24 protein-coding genes and 1 tRNA gene are annotated in these 21,379 nt (G+C 64.6%); 17 read left to right on the forward strand and 8 right to left on the reverse strand.

What is annotated here, in order from left to right:
* The first annotated feature begins 64 nt into the window (after positions 1 to 64).
* From trbL to SAB01S_RS02175, 6 genes are read left to right on the forward strand one after another with little or no spacing between them, the layout of a single operon-like run.
* Positions 65 to 1,369, forward strand: a complete 1,305-nt coding sequence (gene trbL, locus SAB01S_RS02150; protein WP_062731521.1) for a P-type conjugative transfer protein TrbL — start codon at positions 65 to 67, stop codon at positions 1,367 to 1,369.
* A gap of 3 nt (positions 1,370 to 1,372) precedes the next feature.
* A complete protein-coding gene (gene trbF / locus SAB01S_RS02155) occupies positions 1,373 to 2,173 on the forward strand; it encodes a conjugal transfer protein TrbF (protein ID WP_062731522.1) in 801 nt (266 codons plus the stop codon).
* Positions 2,170 to 3,030 carry a P-type conjugative transfer protein TrbG gene (trbG, locus tag SAB01S_RS02160; RefSeq protein WP_062731523.1) on the forward strand — a complete coding sequence of 287 codons (861 nt, stop codon included), beginning with the start codon at positions 2,170 to 2,172 and terminating at the stop codon, positions 3,028 to 3,030. The genes trbF and trbG overlap by 4 nt, the downstream gene beginning before the upstream one ends.
* Positions 3,027 to 4,256, forward strand: a complete 1,230-nt coding sequence (locus tag SAB01S_RS02165; RefSeq protein WP_062731524.1) for a TraB/TrbI/VirB10 family type IV secretion system protein — start codon at positions 3,027 to 3,029, stop codon at positions 4,254 to 4,256. The genes trbG and SAB01S_RS02165 overlap by 4 nt, the downstream gene beginning before the upstream one ends.
* A 1-nt stretch (position 4,257) precedes the next feature.
* Positions 4,258 to 4,473 (forward strand): DUF2274 domain-containing protein, encoded by a 216-nt coding sequence (locus SAB01S_RS02170; RefSeq protein WP_062731525.1) that lies wholly within the window; start codon positions 4,258 to 4,260, stop codon positions 4,471 to 4,473.
* Between the two features lie 6 nt (positions 4,474 to 4,479).
* A complete protein-coding gene (locus SAB01S_RS02175) occupies positions 4,480 to 4,677 on the forward strand; it encodes a helix-turn-helix domain-containing protein (RefSeq protein WP_062731754.1) in 198 nt (65 codons plus the stop codon).
* Here SAB01S_RS02175 and SAB01S_RS02180 read toward each other — a convergent pair.
* Both SAB01S_RS02180 and SAB01S_RS02185 read right to left on the reverse strand, forming a co-directional pair.
* The gene (locus SAB01S_RS02180; RefSeq protein ID WP_062731526.1) at positions 4,674 to 5,909 is read right to left on the reverse strand and encodes a tyrosine-type recombinase/integrase; all 1,236 of its coding nucleotides are present in this window, start codon (positions 5,907 to 5,909) and stop codon (positions 4,674 to 4,676) included. The two genes, SAB01S_RS02175 and SAB01S_RS02180, sit on opposite strands and share 4 nt — an antisense overlap.
* Before the next feature lie 173 nt (positions 5,910 to 6,082).
* Positions 6,083 to 6,169, reverse strand: a tRNA-Leu gene (locus SAB01S_RS02185).
* Positions 6,170 to 6,299: 130 nt separating this feature from the next.
* Between SAB01S_RS02185 and SAB01S_RS02190 the strand changes: the two genes are divergently transcribed.
* The 3 genes from SAB01S_RS02190 (at position 6,300) to SAB01S_RS02200 (ending at position 8,225) form a co-directional block, all read left to right on the forward strand.
* Positions 6,300 to 7,052, forward strand: a complete 753-nt coding sequence (locus SAB01S_RS02190; RefSeq protein ID WP_062731527.1) for an alpha/beta fold hydrolase — start codon at positions 6,300 to 6,302, stop codon at positions 7,050 to 7,052.
* 2 nt (positions 7,053 to 7,054) lie between these two features.
* The gene (locus tag SAB01S_RS02195; protein ID WP_062731755.1) at positions 7,055 to 7,918 is read left to right on the forward strand and encodes a tetratricopeptide repeat protein; all 864 of its coding nucleotides are present in this window, start codon (positions 7,055 to 7,057) and stop codon (positions 7,916 to 7,918) included.
* Positions 7,919 to 8,015: 97 nt separating this feature from the next.
* Positions 8,016 to 8,225 carry a hypothetical protein gene (locus SAB01S_RS02200; RefSeq protein WP_062731528.1) on the forward strand — a complete coding sequence of 70 codons (210 nt, stop codon included), beginning with the start codon at positions 8,016 to 8,018 and terminating at the stop codon, positions 8,223 to 8,225.
* Between the two features lie 6 nt (positions 8,226 to 8,231).
* On the opposite strand, the gene SAB01S_RS02205 is transcribed toward SAB01S_RS02200, so the two are convergent.
* Positions 8,232 to 8,933 carry an SIMPL domain-containing protein gene (locus SAB01S_RS02205; RefSeq protein WP_062731756.1) on the reverse strand — a complete coding sequence of 234 codons (702 nt, stop codon included), beginning with the start codon at positions 8,931 to 8,933 and terminating at the stop codon, positions 8,232 to 8,234.
* Positions 8,934 to 9,034: 101 nt separating this feature from the next.
* On the opposite strand from SAB01S_RS02205, the gene SAB01S_RS02210 reads away from it, so the two are divergent.
* The 3 genes from SAB01S_RS02210 to SAB01S_RS02220 are packed head-to-tail and all read left to right on the forward strand — an operon-like array spanning position 9,035 to position 10,654.
* Positions 9,035 to 9,469 carry a VOC family protein gene (locus SAB01S_RS02210; protein ID WP_062731529.1) on the forward strand — a complete coding sequence of 145 codons (435 nt, stop codon included), beginning with the start codon at positions 9,035 to 9,037 and terminating at the stop codon, positions 9,467 to 9,469.
* A 3-nt stretch (positions 9,470 to 9,472) separates the two neighbouring features.
* Entirely contained in the window at positions 9,473 to 10,195 is a 723-nt protein-coding gene (gene gloB, locus SAB01S_RS02215) for a hydroxyacylglutathione hydrolase (RefSeq protein WP_062731530.1), read from the forward strand.
* Positions 10,196 to 10,249: 54 nt separating this feature from the next.
* Positions 10,250 to 10,654, forward strand: a complete 405-nt coding sequence (locus SAB01S_RS02220; RefSeq protein WP_062731531.1) for a hypothetical protein — start codon at positions 10,250 to 10,252, stop codon at positions 10,652 to 10,654.
* A 29-nt stretch (positions 10,655 to 10,683) separates the two neighbouring features.
* Here the strand turns inward: SAB01S_RS02220 and SAB01S_RS02225 are convergent, their stop codons facing one another.
* From SAB01S_RS02225 to ruvA, 3 genes are all read right to left on the reverse strand, one after another.
* Positions 10,684 to 12,438, reverse strand: coding sequence for an AMP-dependent synthetase/ligase (locus SAB01S_RS02225; RefSeq protein WP_062731532.1), 1,755 nt, complete (start codon positions 12,436 to 12,438; stop codon positions 10,684 to 10,686).
* Positions 12,439 to 12,577: 139 nt separating this feature from the next.
* Complete coding sequence (ruvB, locus tag SAB01S_RS02230; RefSeq protein ID WP_062731533.1) at positions 12,578 to 13,597, reverse strand: Holliday junction branch migration DNA helicase RuvB; 1,020 nt, start codon at positions 13,595 to 13,597, stop codon at positions 12,578 to 12,580.
* Positions 13,594 to 14,202, reverse strand: a complete 609-nt coding sequence (gene ruvA, locus SAB01S_RS02235) for a Holliday junction branch migration protein RuvA (RefSeq protein WP_021227624.1) — start codon at positions 14,200 to 14,202, stop codon at positions 13,594 to 13,596. The genes ruvB and ruvA overlap by 4 nt, the downstream gene beginning before the upstream one ends.
* 145 nt (positions 14,203 to 14,347) lie before the next feature.
* Between ruvA and SAB01S_RS02240 the strand changes: the two genes are divergently transcribed.
* The 3 genes from SAB01S_RS02240 to SAB01S_RS02250 are packed head-to-tail and all read left to right on the forward strand — an operon-like array spanning position 14,348 to position 16,695.
* A complete protein-coding gene (locus tag SAB01S_RS02240; protein ID WP_021227625.1) occupies positions 14,348 to 14,917 on the forward strand; it encodes a hypothetical protein in 570 nt (189 codons plus the stop codon).
* 56 nt (positions 14,918 to 14,973) lie between these two features.
* Complete coding sequence (locus SAB01S_RS02245) at positions 14,974 to 15,333, forward strand: hypothetical protein (protein ID WP_062731534.1); 360 nt, start codon at positions 14,974 to 14,976, stop codon at positions 15,331 to 15,333.
* Between the two features lie 54 nt (positions 15,334 to 15,387).
* Positions 15,388 to 16,695 carry a methyltransferase family protein gene (locus tag SAB01S_RS02250; RefSeq protein ID WP_062731535.1) on the forward strand — a complete coding sequence of 436 codons (1,308 nt, stop codon included), beginning with the start codon at positions 15,388 to 15,390 and terminating at the stop codon, positions 16,693 to 16,695.
* A gap of 3 nt (positions 16,696 to 16,698) precedes the next feature.
* Here SAB01S_RS02250 and SAB01S_RS02255 read toward each other — a convergent pair whose 3' ends face one another.
* The gene (locus SAB01S_RS02255; protein ID WP_062731536.1) at positions 16,699 to 18,072 is read right to left on the reverse strand and encodes a glutamate--cysteine ligase; all 1,374 of its coding nucleotides are present in this window, start codon (positions 18,070 to 18,072) and stop codon (positions 16,699 to 16,701) included.
* Between the two features lie 98 nt (positions 18,073 to 18,170).
* On the reverse strand, positions 18,171 to 18,917 hold the full coding sequence (locus SAB01S_RS02260) for a 16S rRNA (uracil(1498)-N(3))-methyltransferase (protein ID WP_062731757.1): 747 nt from the start codon (positions 18,915 to 18,917) through the stop codon (positions 18,171 to 18,173).
* A 99-nt stretch (positions 18,918 to 19,016) separates the two neighbouring features.
* On the opposite strand from SAB01S_RS02260, the gene ubiA reads away from it, so the two are divergent.
* The gene (gene ubiA / locus SAB01S_RS02265; protein ID WP_062731537.1) at positions 19,017 to 19,922 is read left to right on the forward strand and encodes a 4-hydroxybenzoate octaprenyltransferase; all 906 of its coding nucleotides are present in this window, start codon (positions 19,017 to 19,019) and stop codon (positions 19,920 to 19,922) included.
* Complete coding sequence (locus tag SAB01S_RS02270; RefSeq protein ID WP_062731538.1) at positions 19,919 to 21,373, forward strand: phospholipase D-like domain-containing protein; 1,455 nt, start codon at positions 19,919 to 19,921, stop codon at positions 21,371 to 21,373. Before ubiA ends, SAB01S_RS02270 begins: the two co-directional genes overlap by 4 nt.
* Positions 21,374 to 21,379: the final 6 nt, after the last annotated feature.

The following is a 21,379-nucleotide window of genomic DNA, read 5'->3' on the forward strand; positions in this document are numbered from 1 at the left end:
CCGCCGCGGGGTTCGGTTCCGCTCCCCAGATCGGACCCCGCGGCTTCATTCCGAGGATTTGCTTATGAACGACCTGAACGTCATCGACCGGTTCCTGCAGACCTTCATCCGCTACATCGACAGCGGGTTTGGGCTGCTGGGTGCCGATGTCGCCTTCCTGACCACGACTCTGATCGGCATCGACATCACACTTGCCGGGCTGTTCTGGGCGATGGGCGGCGAGCAGGATGTGATCGGGCGTTTCCTGCGCAAAATCCTCTATGTCGGCGCGTTCGCCTTCATCCTGAACCGCTTCTCGACCCTGGCCGACATCATCTTCAACTCCTTTGCGGCGGCCGGCCTGACCGCAGGCGGCGGCACGCTCTCGGCGGACGATCTCCTGAAACCCGGCCGCCTCGCCGGCACCGGTTTCTCCGCTGCGTGGCCGCTGCTCGAACAGGTGTCGAAGCTGATGGGCTTTACGAGCTTCTTCGACAATTTCCTGACCATCATCGTGCTGCTGTTTGCCTGGACGATCGTGATCATCGCCTTCTTCATACTCGCCGTGCAGATGTTCGTGTGCATCGTCGAGTTCAAGCTGACCACGCTTGCCGGCTTCGTGCTGGTGCCCTTCGCGCTCTGGAACCGGACCAGCTTCCTCGCCGAGCGCGTGCTGGGCAACGTGGTCAGTTCCGGCATCAAGGTGATGGTGCTCGCCGTCATCGTCGGTATCGGCTCGAATTTCTTCAGCGAATTCACCGCTGCCCTGCAGGGCCAGGAACCCGACATCGGGCAGGCCATGAGCCTCGTGCTGGCGTCGCTCACGCTGTTCGGCCTCGGCATCTTCGGTCCCGGCATCGCCTCGGGCCTTGTCGCCGGTGCCCCGCAGCTCGGCGCGGGTGCAGCGGTCGGCACGACGGTCGGCGCAGCCGGTATCGTCGCGCTGGGCGGCGGTGCCGCCATGGGGACGGCTCGCGCCGCGGGTGGCGCAGCACTGGGTGCAATCCAGGCCGGCACGACGATGGGGTCGGCGGCCTCTACCTCATACCAGCTTAGCCAGACTGCGGCCGGATCTTCGAGTGTCGGCGCCGGCATCAGCGGCATGGCGCTGGCAGCAAGCAACGCCGCCCGCCAGAAAGCATCGACGGCGCTGGGCTTGGGCCAGGCCGCCAAGCGCGGTCGTGACGCCGCTTGGTCCGCACTCAACGGTGGAGCTGGATCGGGCGCGCAGGCTGCGGACGCCCCCGCCGACGGCACTCCCTCCTGGGCGCAGTCGCTGCGCCGGCAGCAAGATTCCCGTCATCACCGCCATGTCGCCCTTCAGACGCTGAATGAAGGCGATCGCGGCGGTGCCTCTGCCACCCCCGACATCAAGGAAAAGGAAGATTGAGCCATGATCTTTAAGCGCGCCGTCCAGCGCTACGCGCAGACACCCGAGCCGGAGACGCCCTATCAACGGGCTGGGCAGGTCTGGGATGACCGCATCGGGTCGGCGCGCGTCCAGGCCCGCAACTGGCGCCTGATGGCATTCGGCACGCTGTCGTTGTCGACCGCCATGTCAGGTGCGCTCATCTGGCAGTCTCTGCAGAGCCGGGTCACCCCCTATGTCATCGAGGTCGATCGCCTGGGCGAGGCCCGGGCGGTGACCGAGGCCGAAGCGGGCTATCGCCCCACCGATCCCCAGATCGCTTGGCATCTGGCGAAGTTCATCGAGAATGTGCGTGGGGTCTCGCTCGACCCGGTGCTGATGCGCCGCGACTGGCTCTCGGCCTATGACTTCACCACGACGCGGGGGAGCCAGTTCCTGGGCGACTATGCCCGCGCCGCAGACCCCTTCGCCAGGATTGGCGAGCGCACCGTGTCGGTCCAGGTGACCAGCGTCGTCCGGGCATCGGATCGTTCCTTCCAGGTCAAATGGACCGAGACGGTCTACGAGCGTGGCAGTGAGTCAGGCTCCTCCCACTGGACCGGCATCCTGACGATACTGACTAAGCCGCCGGTATCGGCCGACACGCTCCGCAAGAACCCGCTCGGCATCTACATCGACGCGATCGACTGGAGCCGCGAACTCGAGCCAGCGGCGTCGACTGCTCCCGCGCGCACCGCGCAACCGCCCAGCAACGTGCCGCTCGGCTCGCCGCTCGACCCGAACCTTGCCGCTCAACCGACCGTCAATACGCAGACCCAGCCATGACCAGAACTCTCGCAGCCGCCGCGCTGCTAGCGCCTTGCCTCATCCTTCTCGCCGGAAGCGCAGGGGCGACCTCGCCGATCCGCAACGCATCGCGCGAAGCCGCGCCGGTCGCCATCGCCAACCGCGCGGCGACGATCGAGCCGACCGCGCAGGGGTTCATCAACGCCGTGCAGGTCTATCCTTTCACCGACGGCGCCATCTATCGAGTCATCACCGCACCGGAGCGGGTGACCGATATCGCGCTGCAACCGGGCGAGACGTTGGTCGCCGTGGCAAGCGGAGACACGGTGCGCTGGGTGATCGGCGATACCACCAGCGGGTCGGGCACGGAGAAGCGGACCCATATACTGGTGAAGCCATTCAGTGCCGGGCTGTCCACCAATCTCGTCATCACCACCGACCGGCGCAGCTATCATATCGCACTGACCAGCGGAATGACGACGGCGATGGCCGCACTTTCCTGGACCTATCCCCAAGATGCATTGATCGCACTGAAGCGCGCCGCCGCAGCGACGGAGGCGGCGGCTCCGGTGGCGGTCGGGATCGAGGTGGAGCGGCTTCATTTCAACTATGCCGTATCGGGCGATCGACCGGCCTGGCGGCCGTTTCGTGCTTTCGACGACGGGCGGCAGACCTTCATCGAATTCCCGGCGACACTGGCCGTCGGCGAGGCGCCACCGATCTTCCTAGTGGACGAGAAAGGCGAGGCCCAGCTCGTCAACTATCGCGTGAAGGGCCGCTTCTATGTCGTCGATCGCATCTTCGACGTCGCCGAACTTCGCCTCGGCACGAAGCACCAGCAGATAGTCCGCATTAGCCGGGTGGCGGACGGCGCCACTAAGCGGAGGGGATCATGACCGTCGAGGTGGCAGCCCCACCGGTATCCGAAACCCCCGCCACACCGGGCAAGGTGGACCCGGAAACGCTGGCGCTACGCGCACAGCCAGCGCGGGCGATTCGCTTCAAGCGGGGCGCCGTGGTGGCGATCACTGCGCTTGGTTCGGTCAGCCTGATCGCGACAGCCTGGGTCGCGCTGCGGCCGTCCGCACTGCACCTCGCTGGACAAGCCAACGACCAGACGGTCGCGGCGAAGGCGCCGACCGATACACTCAGCCGCTTGCCGGGCAGCTATGGCGACGTGCCCAAACTCGGACCGCCCCTGCCGGGCGATCTCGGCCGACCCATCCTCAATCATCAGCGGGCGATGGGCATGGAATCGGCGAGCGGCGAAGCCAGTCGCGCGGACCAGGCCGCCGCGACCGAACGGGATCGACGGGCTGCGGAGTTGAAGGCGGCGCGGGAATCTGGATTACTGGTGCAATCCGGCAATCGCACCGATCCGACCCGCGTCGCTGGTGCGACACTAACTTCTCCTCCGGCAGCGGCCACGGAGCAGGCGCGGCTCGCGATCGATCCTGATCGCGATCCCAATGCCCAGCAGCGCAAGGCCGACTTCGTTGCGGCGCGCGACACTGGCAGCGATGTCAATGAGCATCGGCTGAGTCCGCCGGCGTCGCCGGACATGCTGTCCGCTGGCAGCGTCATCGCGGCGAGCCTGATTACGGGACTCAGGTCCGACCTCCCCGGCCTTGTCACCGCCCAGGTAACCGAGCGGGTCTTCGACAGCGCGACGGGCAGCGTTCTTCTCATTCCGCAGGGCGCGCGGCTGATCGGCAGCTACGACAGCGTGGTCGCTTTTGGGCAGAAGCGCGCGCTGGTGGTGTGGCAGCGGATCATCCTGCCGGACGGCAGTTCGATCCGGCTCGACAACGTGCCCGCGACGGACCCTTCAGGCTATGCCGGACTTGCCGACAAGGTCGATCTCCACACCTGGACGCTGCTCAAGGGCGTCGCGATATCGACATTGCTCGGCGTCGGGGCGAACGTCACCTTCTCCGGTGAAAGCGATCTTGTCCAAGCGATCAGGGAATCGACCCAGCAAAATGTGTCGCGCGCCGGAGACCAGATCGCATCCCGCAACCTGCAAATCCAACCGACCATAACGGTCCGGCCCGGCGCGGCCGTTCGGCTGGTTGTGCACAAGGATCTCATTCTCGCACCCTGGCGAGAGAAGGAGCGCTGAAATGACCGACCTCAAATTGCCCCAGCTTCCCGATCGTAATCCGGTCAAGCTCAGCATTGCTGTCATGCCGGATCTCCATCAGGCCTTGATCGACTATGCCGCGCTCTACGCGACGACCTATGGTCGTGACGAGCCGGTTGCCGAGCTGATCCCTGCCATGCTCGCTGCCTTCCTCGAAAGTGACCGGAGCTTTGCGCGAAACAGGACGAAACGGTGATCTATGATGCACAGTAACGCTCCCCAAGGCGGGGCCGTCCTCATAGAGCCTCTGACGGTCCGCATCTCTACGGCGGTCCAGCTCACCGGTATCAGCCGTTCACGTATCTATGAGCTGATTCAGTCCGGTGATCTGGAAACCGTCAAGGTCGGGCGATCCACGCTGATCCCATATAAAAGCCTGAAAGCCCTGACCGGCGCCTAGCCTGGCGTGCCTCTGCCTTTACCAAAGTTCGGCCGCAGGATCCTCGCGCCGTCCCGCAACTGGTCGAGATAGTCGGACCAGTGCTGCATCATGCGGACGCGTTCATCCCAATATTCACCGCGCGTGTAAGCACGGCGCACCATTGAGCTGTCCAGGTGGGCGAGCTGCTTCTCGATGGCGTCCGGGTTCCAGATGCCCATCTCGTTGAGCAGGGTCGCAGCCATCGCCCGAAAACCGTGCGCCGTCATTTCCTCCTGGCTATAGCCCAGTCGACGCAGCGCCGCGTTGATTGTGTTTTCCGACATGCACAGGCGTGGTGACCGGAACGACGGGAAAAGATACCTTCCGTCGCCTGTCAGCGGACGGAGTTCCTCCAGTAGCGCCAGCGCCTGTTGCGACAGCGATACACGGTGCGGACGGCGCATTTTCATCTTTTCCGCCGGAAGCGACCAGATGGCGGCTTGCATATCTATTTCCTCCCACTCTGCCTTGCGCAACTCGCCCGGCCGGACGAACAGGTGGGGTGACAGCCGCAGAGCGATCGCGGTGATTTCGTGACCTGTGTAGCCGTCGATTGCGCGCAGGAGCGCGCCAGCCTCTCTGGGCGTCGTGATCGCGGCGAGATGCCGGACCTTCGGAGTGATGAGCGCGCCACGCAGGTCGGCCGCGACATCGCGATCCGCCCGAGCAGTCGCGATCGCATAGCGAAAAACCCGACTGAGCACGCTGCGCATCCGGCGCGCACTTTCGTAGCGGCCGGTCGCCTCCACCTTGCGCAGCACGGCCAGGACTTCCTGCGGCGATATCTTTGAGACAGGAAAGCTGCCGATCATGGGATAGGCCATGCCGAGCAGCCAGCGAATCTTGTCGAGCGTGACCGGCGCGCGCCCCTCCCGCTCATTCTTCACCACCCATTCCTCGGCGATCGTCTTGAACGTGTTGTCTGCGGCCACCTTGCGCGCAAGTGTGTCGCTCCGCTTCTCGGCGGCGGGATCGAGCCCGGCGGCGATCTGCTCCCTTGCTGCGGCGCGCTGCTGGCGCGCCATTGCTATCCCTACCTCGGGCCACGCGCCGAAATAGAGCGTCTTCTGTCGACCGAGGTATCGATAGTTCATGCGCCAGAGTTTCGTGCCGTTCGTCTGGACGGCTAGATACAGCCCATCGGCATCGGCCAGTTTATAGGCCTTATCCCGGGGTTTGGCGTTGGTGATCTGGATATGATTCAGTGCCATGATGGTGCCAGCTCCAAAGGGCTCGCCGGCACCATCAAAAACACCATCATTTTGATGGTGCTGCCGATGGATTCGGGTGGATGAGCCCGGATTTCATTTGGCGATTTTCACTGAAAAAATGCTGTAAAACCAGCTGCTTGCTGGACCTTCCCGGACGTCGCCGGAAAGGTCTCTGGTGCCCAGAAGAGGACTCGAACCTCCACGACCTTGCGATCGCCAGCACCTGAAGCTGGTGCGTCTACCAATTCCGCCATCTGGGCACGGGGTAGGAGCGCGCCTCTAGCTGGTGGCTTGGGGGCTGTCAACGCGAAGTCGGCATTATTTTTTGCGGTTCATGCAAAAGGACGGGTAAGGCCTCCGTGACTCGTGTTGAAGAGGATGCCATTGCCCATGACCCACGCTGATACCGCGCCGCCGGCCTATTTCGCACGGCCCGATGGGCTGCGGCTCGCCTATCGGCATAGCCGGGGCGTGGGGCCGACGATCGTCTTCCTGCCGGGCTATATGTCCGACATGGAAGGTGGCAAGGCGGTTGCGCTGCATGACTGGGCCAGAGGGCAGGGGCGGGCGATGCTGCGGCTCGATTATGCCGGCAATGGCGCGAGCGAAGGGCGCTTTGTCGATGGCACGCTGGCGAGCTGGCGCGACGACGTGCTGTTGCTGATCGACCGGTTGATCAAAGGCCCGGTGGTGCTGGTGGGGTCGTCGATGGGCGGCTGGCTGGCCTTGCTGGTCGCCTTGGCGCGGCCGGACCGGGTGGCTGGTATCGTCGGCATCGCTGCGGCGCCGGATTTCACGCAATGGGGCTTTACCGATGCGGACAAGGCATTGCTGCATACCGAGGGACGCATCGAGGAGCCGACGCCTTATGGCGACCAGCCCTATGTGACGACGCTGGCGTTCTGGCAGTCGGGGCAGGCGCTGCTGCTGCTGGAGGATGACATCGCCATCGATTGCCCTGTGCGGCTGTTGCACGGGCAATGCGATCCCGATGTGCCATGGGAGATTGCGCTGCGGACCGCCGGGCGGCTGCGTTCATCCGATGTGCAGACGCTGCTGATTAAGGACGGCGACCACCGCCTTTCGCGCGACAGCGATATCGCTGTGTTGATCCGCACTGTCGTCAGCCTTCTGGACATATGATGATGCCCTTCTTTCTGCCTCTGCTGCTCCAGGCCTATGATCCCGAGATCGAGGCGGTGATGAACCGTAGCCGACAGGAAAAGCAGCAGGAACGCGCGGCCAGCGCGGCGGCGTCCAGCGCATCTGACGCGCGCAGCGATGGCAAGATACCGGTGCCGGAAAAATATGCCGCGCCATTCCAAGCCTGTCTGGACGCAGCATTGGACTCGCCGGAAGCCGGAGTCGCCTTTGCGCAGAAATGGCGCATCGACGGCGGCAGCTTCTATGCGCGCGACTGCATGGGCTTTGCCTATACGCGCGCAGAACGCTGGGCGCCGGCGATCGTCGCCTTTGAACAGGCGGCCGAGGAGGCGGAGCGCGAAGGCGAGGTGGCGCAAAGCGCGCGGCTGTGGGCGCAGGCGGGCAATGCCGCCCTGGCGAGCGAGGATGCCGCAAAAGCGCGGCAGGATTTCGATGCCGCGCTGGCGCGGGGCATGCCCGACGGGCTGGAAAAGGGCGAGGTGCATCTGGACCGGGCGCGCGCCCTGGTGGCGCTGGGCGACGCGGATGCAGCGCGGGAGTCAATCGATTTCGCGCTGGCGCAGGCGCCGCAGGACCCGCTGGCCTGGCTCCTGTCGGCAACCCTGGCGCGGCGGCAGGGGGAGATGCGACTGGCCCAGGCACATATCGCGCGCGCGGTGCAGCTATCGCCCGATGATGCGTCCGTCGCATTGGAGGAGGGCAATATCGCCATCCTGACCGACCATGAGGATGTCGCCAGGTCGGCGTGGCAGCGAGCCGTCAAAATCGCACCCGATAGCATCGCCGGGAAGGCTTCGGCCGATAATCTGTCGCGGCTGCCGGCGGGCGCTGCGACCGCCCGTTAGGCGCCAAGCGGGCCTGTCAGCAAGACTTTGTCACGGAACCGCTGCCGCTCACGGGTCGTTCGCGGTGCGCGGCGGGTCAGACAGAGGAGACAGCGACATGGACAGCAATATCAAGCGCGGCATGGCTATCGGCCTGCTGGTCGCAGGCGCGCTCGCAACCGGCGCCTGCTCGCGCGGCGCAACGGCTGGTGGACTGATCGGCGGCGCGGGCGGCGCGGTTGTCGGCAAGGCGACCGGGCTCGGTACGACCGAGGGCGCGGTGATCGGCGGCACGGCAGGCGCGATCATCGGTGACGACCGCAAATAAGGCTCTTTAGCGCAGGTAGAAGTCGACGGTGGTGACGACGCGCACCTTCTTGTAGGGTGTGTCGCTGCCACCTTCGCTGCTTTCGCCATCGCGCGCGTCGATAGAGAAATAGCCTTGGGTGGCGCTCTTGATCCCGCCCACGTTAGCGCCCGAATCCTTGGCGAATTGTTCAGCGGCGGCCCGGGCGTCGCGGGTTGCCGCCGCCACCATCTGCGGCTTGATGTCGTTGAGCTTGGTGAAGCTGTAGCGCATGCCCGATCCTTCCTGCAGCGTGACGCCCCGGCGAACCAGGTCGAATTGCTGGGCTACGGCCTTTTGCGCGCGCGCGATGTCGGTCGTGCGCAACAGCATCCGCTGTGTGATGGTGATCGTGTTGACGCCATTGTTGAGCCATTGATTGACGCCCGCGCCCACGGGCGTCAGGTCATCCGGCTTGAAGCCCAGCTGCGCGAAATAGGCGCGCAATTCGCGGGTATTGGCGTCAATCTCGCTGCGGACGGTGGGCAGGTCAAAGCCGGTCGCGGAATAGCTGATGGACCAGGTGGCGAGGTCGGCAGTGACGTCCTTTTCCGCAAGGCCCCGGACCGTGACAGACCGGTCGGCGGCCTTGGCGCGCCGCAACCCGTCGCCCAGCAGATAGCCCCCGGCGATCGCGCCAAAAGCGAGCAGCGCCGCGCTACCCAGAAACACCTTGTCCCGCATGTCCATGATGCTGCCCCTTTCGTTCAACCGACCGCGTTCTTATCTTGAAACGAAAACTATCACCCTAAAGATGAACCGTTGCTTTATAGCGACGAACGGAGGCTGAATTGCCCAAATATCTGCATAGCATGGTTCGCGTAGCGGACGTCGAAAAGACCAAGGCCTTCTTCGAATTGATCGGCCTGCGCGAAGTGCGTCGCTTCGACAATGAACAGGGCCGTTTCACGCTGGTGTTCCTCGCCGCGCCGGGCGATGAAGACGCTCAAGTAGAACTGACCTACAACTGGCCGGCGGAAGACGGCAGCCCGGCCGAAGTCTATGACGGCGGCCGCAATTTCGGTCATCTGGCCTATCGGGTCGAGAATATCTACGAAACCTGTCAGCGGCTGATGGACGCGGGCGTCACGATCAACCGGCCGCCGCGCGACGGCCATATGGCCTTCGTGCGATCGCCCGACAATATATCGGTGGAACTGCTGCAGGACGGCCATCTGCCGTCGGCCGAGCCCTGGGCCTCGATGCCCAATACGGGGGTGTGGTAAGCCGTGCTGGAGGTCGTTCGCATCCCGGCGCTGTCCGATAACTATATCTGGCTGATGCACGACGCCAAGAGCGGCGATACGGTCGTTATTGATCCCGCCGTTGCCGATCCCGTGCTGGAGGCGGCGCAGGCGCGCGGTTGGCGGATCAGCCAGATCTGGAACACCCACTGGCATGGCGACCATATCGGCGGCAATGCCGCGATCAAGGCGGCGGCGGGATGCACCGTGACCGGCCCCGCCGCCGAAGCGGAACGGATCGACACGCTCGACAGGCTGGTGGGGGAGGGCGACAGCGTTCGCATCGGCGATCATGTTGCGCAGGTGATGGCCATGCCCGCGCACACCGCCGGGCATATCGTCTATCATCTGGCCGACGACCGGATTGCTTTTGTCGGGGACACGTTATTCGCGATGGGATGCGGGCGGCTGTTTGAAGGAACGGCGGCGCAGATGTTCGCCAATATGCAACGTCTGGCGGCCATGCCCGACGACACGCAAATCTATTGCGCCCATGAATATACATTGTCCAACGGGCGCTTTGCGCTCGGCGTCGAACCTGACAATGCCGCATTGCATCAGCGGATGGAGCAGGTGGAAGCGGCCCGCGCGCGCGGCGAAGCGACGGTGCCGACCAGCATTGGCGCTGAACGTCGGACCAACATCTTCATGCGCGCGCGCGATGCGGAACAGCTGGCGGAGCGTCGCGCCGCCAAGGATGCGGCCTGACGGATCACGAACCCCGGTTCCGTCATTGAATATGGCCAAGAAGGAGAGACGGAGATGCGCAACTGGACATTCCTGATGATGCCGTTGCTGCTGGCGGGATGCGCGGGCACGTACGAGCCAAAGCCGCTGACGCCCAAGCAGCTGGCGGAGCTCGACGAGGCCCTGGCCGGCAAGGTCGCGGGCGAACCGCAGACCTGCATCAGCCGCGTGCCGCAGACCAATTTGCGCGTCATCAGCAATAATGTGCTGCTGTATCGCGCCAGCAGCAAGCTGACCTACAAGAATGAACTGATCGGCAGCTGCAACGGCCTGACCCGCGGAGATATCATGGTCGTCCGCAGTTTCGGATCGCAAATGTGCCGGGGCGATATCACGACGACCGTCAGCCCCATGTCGGGCATCGCATCCGGCGCCTGCGCGCTGGGTGACTTCATCCCCTATCGCACGCCGAAAAAATAGCGCGACGGGGCGCGTCCCGCCGCTCCCGATCAGCTTTTATAGAGCGCGTCCAGCCGGTCGGCATAGCGTTTGCGAATGACGTGGCGCCGGATCTTCATGGAGGGGGTCAGTTCTTCATTGTCGATGGCGAAGGGTTCGTCTGCCACGATGAAACGGCGCACCCGCTCGATGACGGACAGGTCATCGTTGACGCGATCGACCGCCGCCCGCAACGCCGCCTGATAGGCGGGCAGCGCGCCTGCGGCATCGGCAGCTACGCCCTGCTTATCCGCCCATTCCCGCGTCCATTCGGCGTCTGGCACGATCAGGCCGACCAGATAGGGGCGGCGGTCGCCATGGACCATGGCCTGCCCGATTTCCGGCTGAAGGGTCAGCATGCCCTCCACTTTCTGCGGAGAGACATTGTCGCCCTTGTCATTGACGATCAGGTCCTTCTTGCGATCCGTAATGCGGATGCGGCCGCGATCGTCAATCTCGCCAATGTCGCCTGTGTGCAGCCAGCCATCCTTGAGCACCTTTTCGGTTTCGGCCGGATTGCGCCAATAGCCGTGCATGACCAGCTCGCCGCGCACCAGAATTTCGCCATCCTCGGCGATTCTGACCTCGACCCCGTCGAGCGGCGGGCCGACCGTATCCATGGCGATGCCGGCGCGCGGCCGGTTGCAGCTGACGACCGGCCCGGCCTCGGTCTGGCCATAGCCTTGCAGCAGGGTGAGGCCCATCGCCTGGAAGAACAGGCCGACGTCCGGGTTCAACGGCGCGCCGCCCGACACCAGCGCCTTCATCCGGCCGCCAAAGCGCGCGCGAACCTTGGGGATGAGGGTGCGGGCGAGCAACGCCTTCATCGGCGCGTCGAGAATGGAGCCTTTGCCGGCCTGTTCCTTGGCGGCGATGCGCAGCGCCTGATTGAGCAGATAGGTGGGGAATTTCCCCTGCTTCTCGATCGACTTTATGATCCGCGCGCGCAGCACTTCGAACAGGCGCGGGACGACGACCATGATAGTCGGCCGCGCTTCCTCGATATTGCTGGCCAGCTTCTCCAGCCCTTCGGCATAATAAATCTGTCCGCCCAGCAGCATCGGCAGAAACTGGCCGCCGCTATGTTCATAGGCGTGGCTGAGCGGCAGGAAGGACAGAAACACTTCGTCGCCCCAGCCGAAATCCTCGGTCACGACCGCACCTGCGCCTTCGCAATTGAGCAGGATCGCGCCATGATGCTGCATCACCCCGCGCGGCGCGCCGCCTGTACCGCTGGTGTAGATGATGCAGGCCTGATCCTCGCGCGTCGCGGTCTGCGTTGCGGCGACAATGTCGACATCGGCGGCGGGGTCGCCCGCATGTGCCGCGATCAGATCGGCCCACAAATGGCAGGCGCAGCTGCCCTGTGCACCGCGCAGCGGCTCCATGCCGATGACGAAATCCGCCTGCGATCGAATGACGGCGGGCATCAGCGCCTGCGCCAGCTTGGCTGTCGACACGATGACCGCGCGCGCGCCGCTGTCGGTCAGGATATGCTGATGATCGCGCGTGGTGTTGGTGGTGTAGGTCGGCACGGTGACGCAGCCGGCCGCCATGATCGCCAGGTCGGCGATGCAGAATTCGGGCCGGTTCTCGCTGACCAGCATGACCGGATCGCCCGGTTTCAACCCCTGCGCCTTGAGCGCGGCTGCCAGTGCTGCGACCTGGCGCGCGACCTCGGCCCAGCTCAGCGATCGCCATTCGCCATCGCTCTTGCGCCACAGAAAGGGTTTGTCACCCTTTTCCTTGGCGCGGGTGAAGAACATGGTGACAAGGTTGGGAAATTTCTCGATCGCCCTCAAGGCTCGACTCCTGCGGTTTCCGGCGCGTCTGGCGCGCGCCTGAGCATGTTTCAAGGCTATAGCTGCGCCCTGCCGTAACGGCTATGCCTTTTGCGCGGTTGCGTCAGTCGAACAGGCCGTTCTGCACATCCTGCGGCGGATGGAGGCCCAGATGCTTCCAGCCCGGGCCATTGAGGCATCGCCCGCGCGCGGTGCGGGCGATGAGGCCCAGCTGGATCAGATAGGGCTCGATCACTTCCTCGATCGTGTCGCGCGCTTCCGACAGGCCGGCCGCGAGCGTTTCGACGCCCACCGGACCGCCACGATAAATGTCGGCGATCATCATCAGATAGCGCCGGTCCATGAGGTCGAGGCCAAGCTGGTCGACCTCCAGCCGTTGCAGCGCGCTGTCCGCAACCTGCCGGTCGACGGCCAGCGCGCCCGCGACATTGGCAAAGTCTCGCACCCGGCGCAGCAAGCGCCCGGCGATGCGCGGGGTGCCGCGCGAGCGGCGCGCGATTTCGACCGCGCCGTCGGACGTGATGGACAGATCAAGCAGATGCGCCGCGCGGCGCACGACCCGCTCCAGTTCCTCGACCGTGTAGAATTGCAGCCGGACGGGAATGCCGAACCGGTCGCGCAGTGGCGTCGTCAGCAGCCCCTGCCGCGTCGTCGCGCCGACCAGCGTGAAACGCGGCAGGTCGATCCGCACCGAGCGCGCCGACGGCCCTTCACCGATCATCAGGTCAAGCGCGCGATCCTCCATCGCCGGATAGAGCACTTCCTCGACCGCCGGATTCAAACGGTGGATTTCATCGACGAACAAAACGTCGCCTTCATCTAGATTGGTGAGCAGGGCGGCCAGATCGCCGGACTTGGCGATGACCGGGCCGGATGTGGCGCGAAAGCCGACACCCATTTCCTTGGCGACAATCTGCGCCAGCGTGGTCTTGCCAAGGCCCGGCGGGCCGAAAAACAGCACATGGTCGAGCGCATCGCCGCGCGACTTGGCAGCCTGGATGAAGATGCGCAGATTTTCCCGCGCCGCCTGCTGGCCGACAAATTCGTCCAGCGACTTGGGACGCAGCGCGGCGTCCACATCCTCGGGCCGGCGGGCGGGGGTAAGCAGTCGGTCGTCCGTCACTTCGCCGCCTTTCGCAGCGCCAGGCGCACCAGCGCGTCGAGGCTGGCGGCTTCACCCAAGTCCGCTTCGGCCGCGGCGACGGCGGCGCTGGCTTCGGCGGGCTTGAAGCCCAGGTTCTGGAGCGCGGACAGAGCGTCGGCGCTCATATTGCCCACCGGCATCGCCACCGCGCCGCCCGTGCCGATCGGCCCGCCGGTCGGCGCAGCGCCGATCTTGTCCTTGAGTTCATTGACGATGCGCTGCGCCAGCTTGGGCCCGACGCCATTGGCGCGCGCGACCATCGCCTTGTCCCCGGTCGCGACCGCGCGATGCAGTTCGGCCGGCTCCAGCGCCGACAGGATGGCCAGCGCGACGCGCGATCCCACGCCCTGCACATGGGTCAGCAGCCGATACCAGTCGCGCTCATCCGCGCGGGCAAAGCCGACCAGCCGGATCGAATCTTCGGCCACCAGCATTTCGGTGTGGATCGTCACTGCTTCACCCACTGGCCCCAGCGCCGCCAATGTGCGCGACGACGCGCCGACCAGATAGCCGACGCCCCCCACATCGATCACCGCATGGTCGATGCCGGTGCTGTCCAGAAGCCCCTTGAGTTTCGCAATCATGCCCGCTGTCCCATGGTCATGATCTGTTCTTTACAGGCTGCGCCATCACATACCAGTCCCAAAGCGCGGCACCTTTTGCACGCCCGCGCGTATTGCAGCCCGACGCTGACACCGACCCTCCCGATCTTCACCCAAGGATAATCCCATGAACGCTCCGCTGCTGTCGCCCAAGGACTTCGAATTTCCCGCCATCGCCCTGTCGGGCGTGGTCGATCACGGCATGTATCTGCATTTTAAAAACTGCCTCACCGGCGCGCCGCAACAGGGGCTGGTGGTGGTCGAAATCTCGACACTGGGCGGCGACCCGGAAATCGCGCGGATGATGGGCGAGGATATCCGCTTCCATTCGGACCTCTATCCCGACCGGCGTCTCGTTTTCCTGGGCAAGACTGCCGTTTATTCCGCAGGCGCGACCTTCATGAGCTTCTTCGCGACGGAAAATCGCTATCTGACGCGGGGCACGCGGCTGATGATCCATGAACGGCTGATCACCAAGACGGTGAACCTGTCCGGCCCGCTATCGACCTGCATCGCCACGCTCAAGGCCAATATCCACGAGATCGAGACGTCGATCGCGATCCAGAATGAAGGGTTCCAGAATCTGATATTGGGATCGCAGGTCACGATGGATGAGGTGCTACAAAAGGCGCCGGAAAACTGGTATCTGGAAGCCAATGAAGCACAGGCCAGGGGATTGGTGGCTGCTGTCCTCTAGGGGACCAGGCCACCACCGTCCTACGCATCAGGCACTGCGCAGGACGGGAGAGCGGTGTGGACGCGCGCTATGACATCAGGGCCGACCCCGCGCAGGGCATGATCCATATCCGCATGGGCGGCTTTTTTAGCGAGGCCGATGTTCGCTCCTTTGCCGCCAGCTACCGCGCCGAACTCCGCCATGTCGCGCATCCTGGCCAGCTGACGCTGGTCGATATCCGCGACATGAAGATTCAGGCCCAGGACATCGTCGCGGCGTTCGGCGCGGTGATGGCGTCGCCCGATATCCGGTCGCGCAAGCTCGCCTTCCTGTGCGGGTCGACGCTCGCCCGGCTGCAGGCGCAGCGCCTGACCGATCGGGAGGGCGTTGCCTTTTTCGACGATCTGGCAGCGGCGGAGGCGTGGCTGCTCGCCTGAACAGGCGGTCGGGCACGATCGCCTTCATCGCTTGCTTACGCTTTTCTGCTAGGCATGGCGCCCATGTCGAAGATTGATTCCTGTCCCCGGTCCGCCGTCAGCCACGGGGTCGGCCTCGCCGGCCTTGCGGGCCTTGCGCTGTGGACGCTCGTCGCTCGCCATTATGGCATGAATGGTCCCAATGCCGGCCTGGCCGCAGTCGTGGCCTGCGGCGTTCCGATGGTACTGTGGTCGTTGATCGTCGACAAGGTGCATCGCAACGCATCGACCGGCATCGACTGGTCCGCGCGACCCCGGCCTGTCCGCGACGTGCTGGACATCAGCATCGTCAAGATCGCCGGGCTGTGGGCCACATGGCTCGCCATCGCCATCTTCTATTGCATCGCGCGCTGGTATTGGAGCGGCAATTACCGCTTTTCCATGGACCTGTTCATGAACGCCGCGCCTTGGATGCTGGCGGCGTCCATTCCCTATATCCTCTGGGTCGACAGGCGGCTGACCGAGCCACGCGATGCAACCTACAGCTTCGGGCAGTGGGTGATCGGCGGCGCGGCCGGCGCGGCGGACATGGGGCAGGTCGCCAACCATGCCCGCGCCTGGGCGGTCAAGGGCTTCTTCCTCGCCTTCATGATCTCCATCGTTCCGGGCAATTTTGCGAGCGTGGTCGAATGGCGGGTCAGCGATGCGATCGCGCATCCGGTCGCGCTCGCCGGTTTCCTGATCGCGATCATGTTCATGGTCGACGTGTGCCTGGCGACGGTCGGCTATATCCTGACCTTCAAACCGCTCGATTCCCATATTCGCACCGCCAATCCCTATCTGAGCGGCTGGCTTGCGGCGCTGATCTGCTATCCGCCCTTCGTCCTGATGGGCAATGGCGGACCGCTCGATTATCATTCGGGCGGCGCGGAATGGGATGTGTGGACACAAGGGTCGACGACGCTCCAATGGATCCTGGGCGGCTGGCTGGTCCTGCTGACCGGCATCTATGCCTGGGCGACCGTGGCGTTCGGCATCCGCTTTTCCAATCTCACCCATCGCGGCATATTGACCCATGGCCCCTATCGCTGGACCCGCCACCCGGCCTATCTGTCGAAAAATCTTTTTTGGTGGTTCGCCTCGCTGCCGTTCCTGACGGTCACGGGGTCCGTCACCGACATGGTGCGCAACTGCGCGATGCTGGCGCTCACCAACGCGGTCTATTATTGGCGCGCCAAGACGGAAGAGCGGCATTTGTCGGCAGATCCCGTTTACCGCGCCTATAGCGACTGGATGGAGCGCAATGCGCCCGTCCCCCGCTTCTTCGCCTGGGCCACGGGGCGCAAGCGGCAGGTTCAGATCAGCCAGCAGCCGGCCGAATAAAGGTCAGAAGCTTTCGTCGGCATAGACGCGGCTGACGTCGCCCTGCCATTCGCCATGATAGCGATCGAGCAGCCGTTCGGCATTGGTCTTGCCCGACGTGGCAACCTCTTCCAGAAAGGACAGATAGCCGGTTTCATTGTCGCCCGAGCCGTTAAGGCGCGCGCGCGCCGCAAGGCCCGACCGGGCGATGCCGATCACCTCGCGCGCTATGTCGCGCAACTTGCGGCCACCGCCGACCGGTGCGTCCAGGCCTAGCCTGGGCACGGAATCGCGCAACATCTGCCGCTCGTCCATGCTCCAGTCCTTCACCACGTCCCAGGCGGCGTCCAGAGCGCCTTGATCATAGAGCAGGCCGACCCACAGCGCGGGCAGCGCGCAGATGCGGTTCCACGGCCCGCCGTCTGCACCGCGCATCTCCAGAAAACTCTTCATCCGCACTTCGGGGAAGGCGGTGGACAGATGATCCTCCCAATCCTTCTCGGTCGGCTTCTCGCCCGGCAGGACAGACAGCCTGCCGTCCAGAAAGTCCCGGAAGCTCAGGCCCGCCGCATCGATATAGCGGCCGTCGCGGTAGACGAAATACATCGGCACATCGAGCGCATAGTCGGCATAGCGTTCATAGCCAAAGCCGTCTTCGAACACGAAAGGCAGCATGCCGGTGCGTGCCGGATCGGTATCCGACCAGATATGGCTGCGATAGGACAGGAAGCCGTTGGGCTTGCCGTCGGTGAAGGGTGAATTGGCGAACAGCGCGGTCGCCAATGGCTGCAGCGCCAGGCTGACGCGGAATTTCTGCGCCATGTCGGCTTCGCTGCCATAATCCAGATTGGTCTGGATGGTGCAGGTGCGCAGCATCATGTCGAGGCCAAGGGACCCGACGCGCGGCATGTGCCGCAACATGATCGCATAGCGGCCCTTGGGCATGATCGGCAGGTCGGACCGGCTCTTGTCGGGCCACATGCCAAGGCCAAGGAAACCCAGGCCCAGCTGGTCGCCGACATATTTCACCTGTTCCAGATGCCGGCCCGTCTCCGCGCAGGTCTGGTGCAGATTTTCCAGCGGCGCGCCCGACAGTTCCAGCTGGCCCGCCGGCTCCAGGCTGATCGTGCCGTCGCTGCCCGACAGCGCGATGATCTTGCCGCCTTCGTAAACCGGGTTCCAGCCATAGCGGGTAAGGCCGATCAGCAGCGCGTGGATACCGCCCTTTTCCTCATAGGAGGGCGCGTGATGATCGCCGCGATCGTAGACGAATTTTTCATGCTCGGTGCCGATGCGCCAGCGGTCCTTGGGCTTTTCGCCCTTGGCAAAGGCCGCGATCAGCTGGTCGCGGCTTTCGATGACGGGATCATGACCCGCTGAGTCGGTTCTTGTGCTCATGCCCCGCCCTTAGTGCTTCCCCTCGGCGCGTCAAACCGGACCCGCCGCGTTCAGATAAGTTGGCGTGGCGGGCAAGGCAAGAAGATAGCGAAACGAAACTATTTCCAGTCGCCATTGATCGCCATCCAGGCCGATGTAGCGGCAATGGCGGCGGTTTCGGCGCGCAGAATGCGCGGGCCGAGCGATACGGCCACCGCGCCCGGCGTCGCTTGGATCGCGTCCCGCTCCTGCGGGTCGAATCCGCCCTCTGGCCCGACCAGGAACGCGGCGGGGCCGGGATGGGCGCGCAGCGTCTGTTCCAGCGGCGCGCCGCCGCTTTCATCCGCGAAAAACAGATGGCGGCTGGCGTCCCAGTCACTCAGCAGCGCGTCCAGCTTCATCAGTGAACCAAGGTCGGGCAGGGCGGTGCGCCCGCATTGTTCGGCTGCCTCCACCAGATGCGCGTGCAGCCTGTCGAGGTTCAGCTTGTCGACGACGGCGCGGCGGGTCAGCACCGGCTGCAATTTCGCCACGCCCAGTTCGCACGCCTTTTCCGCGATCAGGTCGATGCGGCCCTTGCGGATCGGCGCGCAGCACAGCCAATAATCGGGCACCTGTTCGGGCGCCTTTGTCTGCGCCACGCATTCCAGCACCAGGTCCCGCTTGCGGATGTCGCGCGCGCGCGCCGCCCATTCGCCCGACCGTCCGTCGAACAGCAGCACGATATCGTCAGGCTTTACCCGCATGACGCTGATCAGATAATGGGCCGGATTGCCGTCCACCGGCACGGCAACGCCATCGCCCAATTGCGTTTCGACATGCAGACGCGGGGCGCTTTGCGGTGGCCAGGCGGGGGTGGCGGTCAATTCATCTCTTCCCTTCATGTCCGGCTTGCCCATGGGCCTTTGCGTTCTTTAGAGAAGAAAGGGGCTTCGACAAGCTCGGCCCGGACGGAGTGAAAAAAGTTGAGCGATATGATCGTTCCCGACAGCGAGGCGCGCAGCCTGCTGGCGCGGTTGCCCCAGACACCCCGGATGCTGGCGCAACTGGCGCGGCTGGATCGGCCAATCGGCTGGTGGCTGCTTTTCTGGCCGGGCGCCTGGGCCGTGGCGCTGGCCGGCGGAGGCTTTGCCCGATGGCCGTTGATCGCCTGGCTGCTGCTGGGCAGCATCGCCATGCGCGGGGCGGGATGTGTGTTCAACGACATCGTCGATCGCGATCTGGACCGGAAAGTGGCGCGCACCGCCGCCCGGCCGCTGGCGAGCGGAACCTTATCGCTCAAGGTCGCATGGGCGTGGCTGCTGGCGCTGTGCCTGGTCGGGCTGGTCGTGCTGGTGCAGCTGCGGCCCTACGCGCAGATCGTCGCACTGTGCAGTTTGGCGCTGGTGGCGGCCTATCCCTTTATGAAGCGGATCACCGGCTGGCCGCAAATATGGCTGGGCCTGGTCTTTTCCTGGGCATGCCTGGTGGGGTGGAGCGAGGTTGCGGGCGCGCTGACGATGGCTGGGCTTCTTCTCTATGCCGGGTCCGTCTTCTGGGTCATCGGCTATGACACCATTTACGCCTTGCAGGATCGGGAGGATGACGCCCTCATCGGGATCGGGTCCAGCGCCTTGTCGATGGGGCGTTATGTGCGGCCGGGCGTCACGCTTTGCTATCTGATCGCGCTGTCGCTATGGGCTGCTGCGATCTGGCAGGTGCGCGGGCAAGGGCTTGCGCTGGCGGCGCTGCTGCCGATGGCGGCGCATCTGATGTGGCAGGTCGGCACGTTGAAGGAGGACGGGATCGACCCGCTGCGCAAATTCCGCTCCAACCGCTTTGCCGGTTTCCTGATGTTTCTGGCATGCCTTACCGTCGGGACTGCTGCATGACGCCGCAGCCTGGCGCCGATTGCTGGCGGATTGAACGAGCCGACAAGGCCAGCGTGGTCATCGATGCGGACACCTATTTCCGCCACGCGCGCGCCGCGATGATGAAGGCGAAGCGCCGCATCATGCTGATCGGGTGGGATTTCGACGCTGCGATCAGCCTGGTGCGCGAGGAAGAAGCGCATGATGGCGCGCCGACCACGATCGGCGAGTTCATCAGCTGGCTGGTCGATCAGACGCCGGAACTGGAAATCTATCTGCTGCGCTGGGACGTGGGCGCGATCAAGGCGATGGCCCGGCCGACCAATTTCTTCACGACGCTCAAATGGATGGCCCACCCGCGCGTCACCGTGAAGCTGGACAGCCATCATCCGCCCGCAGCCTCGCATCACCAGAAGATTGTCGTTATCGACGATTGCTTCGCCTTTTGCGGCGGCATCGACATGACCGGCGACCGGTGGGACACACGCCATCATCGCGACGAGGAGTATGGCCGGCATCATCCCGACGGGTCGCCCTATGGCCCCTGGCATGATGCGACCACGGCGCTCAAAGGCCCGGTGGCCGCAGCCCTGGGCGACCATGCCCGCGCGCGCTGGAAGGGGGCGGGCGGCGACGATCTGGAACCGGTCAAGGGCGCCTATGAATGCTGGCCCGAAGCCCTGCCGGTGCAGTTTGAAAATGTCGACGTCGCCATTGCCCGCACCGCGCCCGAAATGGACGATCAGGAAGGTCTGACCGAGATTGAGCAGCTCTATCTCAACCAGATCGCGCTGGCGAAACGGCATGTCTATGCCGAAAGCCAATATTTCGCCTCGCGCCGCATAGCCGAGGCGATCGCGCGGCGACTGGCCGAGCCGGACGGGCCAGAATTCGTCATCATCAACCCGCAGCAGGCCGATGGCTGGCTGGAAAGTCAGGCGATGGATTCGGCGCGCGCGCGGCTGGTCGAGGCGCTGAAGGCGCGCGATCCGCATGGCCGCCTGCGCCTCTACCACCCCTTCACCCAGCGCGGTGCGCCCATCTATGTCCATGCCAAGATCCTGATCGTCGACGATCGGCTGATCCGGGTGGGATCGTCCAACATGAACAACCGCTCGCTTCGCCTCGACACCGAATGCGACATCTGCATCGACACCGCGCTGCCGGCCAATGCAGGGCGGCAACAGACGATCCTGCGCATTCGCGACGACCTGATCGCCGAACATCTCGACCTGCCGCTGGAGCGGGTGGCGGCGGTGATTGCCGAGCGCGGCCTGATCGCGGGGATTGAGGAACTGCGGCAGAAGCCCGGCCGGACCCTGCGCCCCTACCGGACGCCCGATCTCAATGCGGTGCAGGAATGGCTGGCCGACAATGAGGTGCTGGACCCCGAAGGCCCTGAGGAAATGTTCGAGCCGATCAGCGAGCGCGGCCTGTTCCGCCGGATGAAGGGCTGGTTCGGCCGTCCGTAGGGGGAA

Origin of the sequence: Sphingobium abikonense NBRC 16140 (genome assembly GCF_001598335.1) — a bacterium.
GTDB classification, from domain to species: domain Bacteria; phylum Pseudomonadota; class Alphaproteobacteria; order Sphingomonadales; family Sphingomonadaceae; genus Sphingobium; species Sphingobium abikonense.